We start from the raw sequence: 4407 nt of genomic DNA, 5'->3' as shown, positions 1-4407 counted from the left end.
TCCGCTCCTATCAATGAAGGAGCTTATCTCGCGGCATCATTCACAAAAGAAAAGGTGGGATGTTCGTCGCGCTCACTGCTGACCGATGTGCCGATGGATTATGTCTATCGGTCTGGTCAGGTGCAGCGCCTAATGAAAGCAGCCTTGAACGAGGCCCGCCGTGCCCGTCGTCACACGTTCGTCCTGCCGCCGTCATATTGGACGCTGGAACCGGGCGATGTGATTTCGTGGACGTCAGAGCGTAACGGCTACGTCAACAAGCTGATGCGCGTTGATGGCGTGACGGATAAGGCTAACCTTGATGTCGTGGTGGACCTGACGGAAGTCGACCCATCCGATTACGATTGGGACCCGGATACGGATTACACGCCGCCGGTCTTTGCACCAATTGGAACGATCCGCCCGACGCCGCAGCCGATTGTCGATTTCTCAGCCATCGCATCGGTGGCTCAGGACGATAACGGAAACAACCGCCGGTGTGCGATCCTGCTTGGATGGGATGGCGACCAACCCGATGTCGATCTGGTCATGTACGAGATCAGAACGGCTTGGGATTTGTCCGTTATCTTCGCAGGCCGCACCGAACGGGTTTCTGTCGGCTCGATGCTCGTAGCTCCGGGGATGCTGCTTCTTCCCACGAAGTCGTATCAAATCCGCGCCCGATACGCGACATATGCCGGGAACCGTCCGTTCGAATGGTCGGACTGGATACCGGTCACGATGCTGGATATCCGGCTCGGGCCGCTCGATATCTATCCAATCGACATCGACCAGTTGAATGAAGACATTCAACGAAACTGGCAATGGATCGGTGACAGCTTCCGATATGTTCAGGAAGAGCTTGACCGTATCGGTGCACAGGCGAGCGAGCAGGACAGTGCGAACCTGATAGCGATAAAGACGCTTCGCGAGGAGGCGTCTGTTACCGCAGAAGGTCTGACGGCTTCATACACGCGGGCAATAGAAGTCGCCATCGGACCCGGTTCTGCAATCGTAACCCGGATTGAAAGTCTGGAAGCTGTCGTCAATGACCCGGTAACGGGTCTGGAAGCGACCGCGAGTGCCGTTGATCTATTGCAGGTCAAAGTCACGTCCATGGACGGCGTTCTGACCGCTACGGCTAACGCTGTGACTGGTCTAACGGCAACCGTGGGTAACTTCTCAGCACAAGGGCTGTTCCGCACCACTGTTGAAGCCACGCCAGTTGGGGCAATGGCCCGTATCGGTCTCAGTGTCTCGGCGTCTGGCGATGGATCGACATCGCAGGCAGCCATCTTCCTTGATGCGCTGACAGGCGGTCAAAGCCGTGTCGTCATCAACGCCGATCAGTTCATTGTGACGAACGGCACGAACAGTCAGGCCCCGCTCACATTCATATCCGGCGGCTTGGCCCTTCAGGTCGCCAATATCGGTGATGTGACGGCGGGCGTCCTGCGCTCACCAGACAATCAGGTCGTGTTCAACCTTGCAGCGAAGACACTGATCTTCAGTGACAATACGTGAGGACGCATGGCCCAGCGCATTTATCTAAGTGGCAACCCGCCCCGGCTAATCACGAGCAAGCCGGGGCAGAATGCTTCACCTTCATTGCCGGATGCACAAAAGACGTTCGACAGTGATTGGTTTTATGGGGGCGGGATCAAGTTCCAGCTTACGGCGAACTCCCTGACTGATACACAGGTGAATTTCCCGTATGCGTTGAACTACATCCCATCGGTCGTTGCATTGATGATCGTGGACATGGACAAGCAGCAAATGAGTAACATGTGGGGCGGGATTTCATCAATTCCCCCGCCACCATCGAATGCCAAGGGAATATTCCTGCTCACCGGTCGGTACGATATCAGCACATCATCCATCTATGGGCTGTCGTTGGAGACGAACCCTTCGTTCAACTACATTCACCGCTTCTGGGTTTTTGAAGGATGACAAATCGCATCTTCATGGGGCAGCTTGGTTCACGAATGCTGTTTCGCGTTTCGCCACCAGGGTACAGCGCAACCAGTCTTGCTGACCCCGCCATTGTCTCATCCGACAACGATTATCTGAAAGTTCATCAACGAGGATCGCCCGCCGGTGATGTTATGATAAACAATGGGAGCGGCGGGGCTGGTGGGGCGTATGACTACATTCTGAAGGTTGACTTCCCAGACTTGGGGTACATCCCTTTGGTATTCTTCACTGTCTGTATTGACAGTGAGGGTGGGCTGAATAACCGCGTGATATTCCCGAATGATACATCTGGTGCCACGGATCGATATCCTGTCGATGTGAAATGCGCCGTTTCTACAAACGGAATATGGTGGCGATGCACCGGGTATAACTTTTCCCAGACACTGAAAATCAAGTACATCGTGTTCAAGAATAGGCTGTTGTGATGGCTCGGAGGATCATACTCAGTCCGGCGGGGCTTCAGATATCCAAGCCGGGGTATGACGCCGCTGTGGCTTCACCGGAAAACATGGCGCTCTATCCAGGAATGGAGCCAATGCGGCCCGCCTATTCAGGAATAGTGACATTTGGCGGGGCTGGCAGTCAGGACTTCTCCATACCAAACCCCACAGGTGCAATCCCTTATGTGGTGTTGCGAGGCTCTGACGGGGTGCAGGCTAACCGAGGAACCTACTGCGCTGAGATGTGGGAGCCTTACACCGTCTGTCGCGTTCGCAATATCGACGGCAGAGCGCGAACAGTCCGCTTCTTCGTACTCATTTAATTCAGGAAAACCGACATGACCGAAACGACGGTGAATGAACCGGCGAAGCCTACGCACGTGCAAATCGATCCGATGGCGGCGGCAAGCGAGGCGATGGCGCTGAATGAGTTCTACAAGAACCGGAACTTGCTTCTGGCGAATGAGATCACCGGTATGCGCGCCCAGATGTCCATTCTCGAAGCACAGAATGAAGCTTTCCGCGCAGAGTTAGAGCAGCGCAACAAAGACCTTGAAGCCGCTCAGAAGATTAAGAGGAGCGTATAATGGCCATTCGTCCTGATTATGACATCGGTACGGTGACGCTGACCTCTGGCAGCAGCGACTTCACCACGTCCGGCTCATCGCTCCAGACGGCAGCCGTACAGGCCGGTGACGCTATTATCGCACCGTCTGGCCATGTCCTGATTATCGCGTCCATCACCGGCCAGAATAGCGGCACTCTGTTTCTGCCATGCCCTGCGGCTGCGGCTGGCACTGACTTGCCTCTCCGTATCCGCTTTCAGCCAGACGGCAGCCGGTATCAGGGTGCCGTGCGCAATCTGATCGATCTGCTGTCCAGTGGCAACATTGAAGCCTTTGCCGCCCTTGTTGGGGCCTATGGCATGGTGCCGATATTCACCGGACCCGGTACGCTCGATCTGGCCGATCCGGCTACATTTGGCATCCAAGACCCGAAAGGCAGCCTTGGCAAACTGGCGGCACTGACGCTGGCGGCTCGGCAGATTTTGCAGACTGACGAGACTGGCGCTTTGAAACAAGTTGCCTTGGCGGCGAACAAGTTTCTCCGAACCAACTCTAGTGCGGATGTCTCGCTAGGAGATTTGACAGATTTGGGTGCAGCCTTGCTCGCGCTGACAGGAGCCAATGGCAACATTCCCGTGATGACCGGGGCGGGAACTGTCGCCAGCCGTCCCATTGTGGGCACGGTCTCTCAGGCAGGCGGTGTGCCAACGGGGGCTATCATTGAACGCGGCAGCAATGCCAACGGCGAGTATGTAAAATATGCCGATGGAACGCTGATCTGCACAAGGTCAATCAGTTATCCAGCCATCAACATTACCAGTGCTTCCAACGGAATATTCTTTGGACTGCCTGAAAACGCCAGGAATTTCCCAGCCGCGTTCGTAACGGAACCTGCATTCGCTTCTATATTCTTATCCGGCGGAATAATGTGGGCAGTCGCTCAAAGCGTTGTGACAACAACGGCTTGGCCTGGCTGGTATCCGTTTTCAGATTTGGCCAAAACATCCGTCCCGGCAATAGCAAAGTACGGTGCCATAGGGAGGTGGTTCTTATGATTATTTACTTCTCACCAATTCGATCTGATCGTGATCTGGGCCTGTCGAAGTCTAGCGATATTTTGACGGTCAACGGGGATATTCTGGACTTTTCCGACCTTCCAGAGGGTGGTGAGTATCCTCCAGAGGCCATCGAGAATGATTTCATAGTTGGTGGCGTGAAGCGTATCGATGGTGAAATTCATATCACGATAATGCTGCCATACAGAAATCCGACCGCCCCTCGGTCTGTCACTTTCCCTGACCCGGTATTTGTATCTGTAGACGGTGATATTGCCCTGCCACAAGGCCGTAATGTGGAGGTGGAACATGCCGCTGAATAAATCACTTGTGATCACGCCTGAAATGAAACAGGCGGATGCGATAGCCGCGATTGTTAACTCCTACCGCGCC

The 4407-nt window shown here is 54.7% G+C and carries 7 protein-coding genes; all 7 read left to right on the top strand.

The window, feature by feature from the left end:
* Positions 1 to 1503: phage tail protein (locus HWX93_RS22425; RefSeq protein WP_235969193.1), on the top strand; the 1503-nt coding region annotated here is incomplete at its 5' end.
* A gap of 6 nt (positions 1504 to 1509) precedes the next feature.
* Positions 1510 to 1929, top strand: a complete 420-nt coding sequence (locus HWX93_RS22420) for a hypothetical protein (protein WP_176038782.1) — start codon at positions 1510 to 1512, stop codon at positions 1927 to 1929.
* Positions 1926 to 2378 carry a hypothetical protein gene (locus tag HWX93_RS22415; protein ID WP_176038781.1) on the top strand — a complete coding sequence of 151 codons (453 nt, stop codon included), beginning with the start codon at positions 1926 to 1928 and terminating at the stop codon, positions 2376 to 2378. Before HWX93_RS22420 ends, HWX93_RS22415 begins: the two co-directional genes overlap by 4 nt.
* Positions 2378 to 2716 (top strand): hypothetical protein, encoded by a 339-nt coding sequence (locus HWX93_RS22410; RefSeq protein ID WP_176038780.1) that lies wholly within the window; start codon positions 2378 to 2380, stop codon positions 2714 to 2716. The genes HWX93_RS22415 and HWX93_RS22410 overlap by 1 nt, the downstream gene beginning before the upstream one ends.
* A 15-nt stretch (positions 2717 to 2731) precedes the next feature.
* On the top strand, positions 2732 to 2980 hold the full coding sequence (locus HWX93_RS22405) for a hypothetical protein (RefSeq protein WP_176038779.1): 249 nt from the start codon (positions 2732 to 2734) through the stop codon (positions 2978 to 2980).
* Positions 2980 to 4014, top strand: coding sequence for a hypothetical protein (locus HWX93_RS22400; protein ID WP_176038778.1), 1035 nt, complete (start codon positions 2980 to 2982; stop codon positions 4012 to 4014). The genes HWX93_RS22405 and HWX93_RS22400 overlap by 1 nt, the downstream gene beginning before the upstream one ends.
* On the top strand, positions 4011 to 4337 hold the full coding sequence (locus tag HWX93_RS22395; protein WP_176038777.1) for a hypothetical protein: 327 nt from the start codon (positions 4011 to 4013) through the stop codon (positions 4335 to 4337). Before HWX93_RS22400 ends, HWX93_RS22395 begins: the two co-directional genes overlap by 4 nt.
* Positions 4338 to 4407 lie beyond the last annotated feature (70 nt).

This window comes from Brucella tritici, assembly GCF_902825325.1.
In the GTDB taxonomy this organism is placed as follows: Bacteria; Pseudomonadota; Alphaproteobacteria; order Rhizobiales; family Rhizobiaceae; genus Brucella.
Note: the sequence above shows the minus strand (reverse complement) of the source record. Positions and strands in the feature narration are given on the sequence as shown.

Bases quoted from the DNA above. Each gene is read 5' to 3' on its own strand.
- HWX93_RS22420 (WP_176038782.1), top strand. From the start codon at position 1,510: ATGGCCCAGCGCATTTATCTAAGTGGCAACCCGCCCCGGCTAATCACG.
- HWX93_RS22415 (WP_176038781.1), top strand. From the start codon at position 1,926: ATGACAAATCGCATCTTCATGGGGCAGCTTGGTTCACGAATGCTGTTT.
- HWX93_RS22410 (WP_176038780.1), top strand. From the start codon at position 2,378: ATGGCTCGGAGGATCATACTCAGTCCGGCGGGGCTTCAGATATCCAAG.
- HWX93_RS22405 (WP_176038779.1), top strand. From the start codon at position 2,732: ATGACCGAAACGACGGTGAATGAACCGGCGAAGCCTACGCACGTGCAA.
- HWX93_RS22400 (WP_176038778.1), top strand. From the start codon at position 2,980: ATGGCCATTCGTCCTGATTATGACATCGGTACGGTGACGCTGACCTCT.
- HWX93_RS22395 (WP_176038777.1), top strand. From the start codon at position 4,011: ATGATTATTTACTTCTCACCAATTCGATCTGATCGTGATCTGGGCCTG.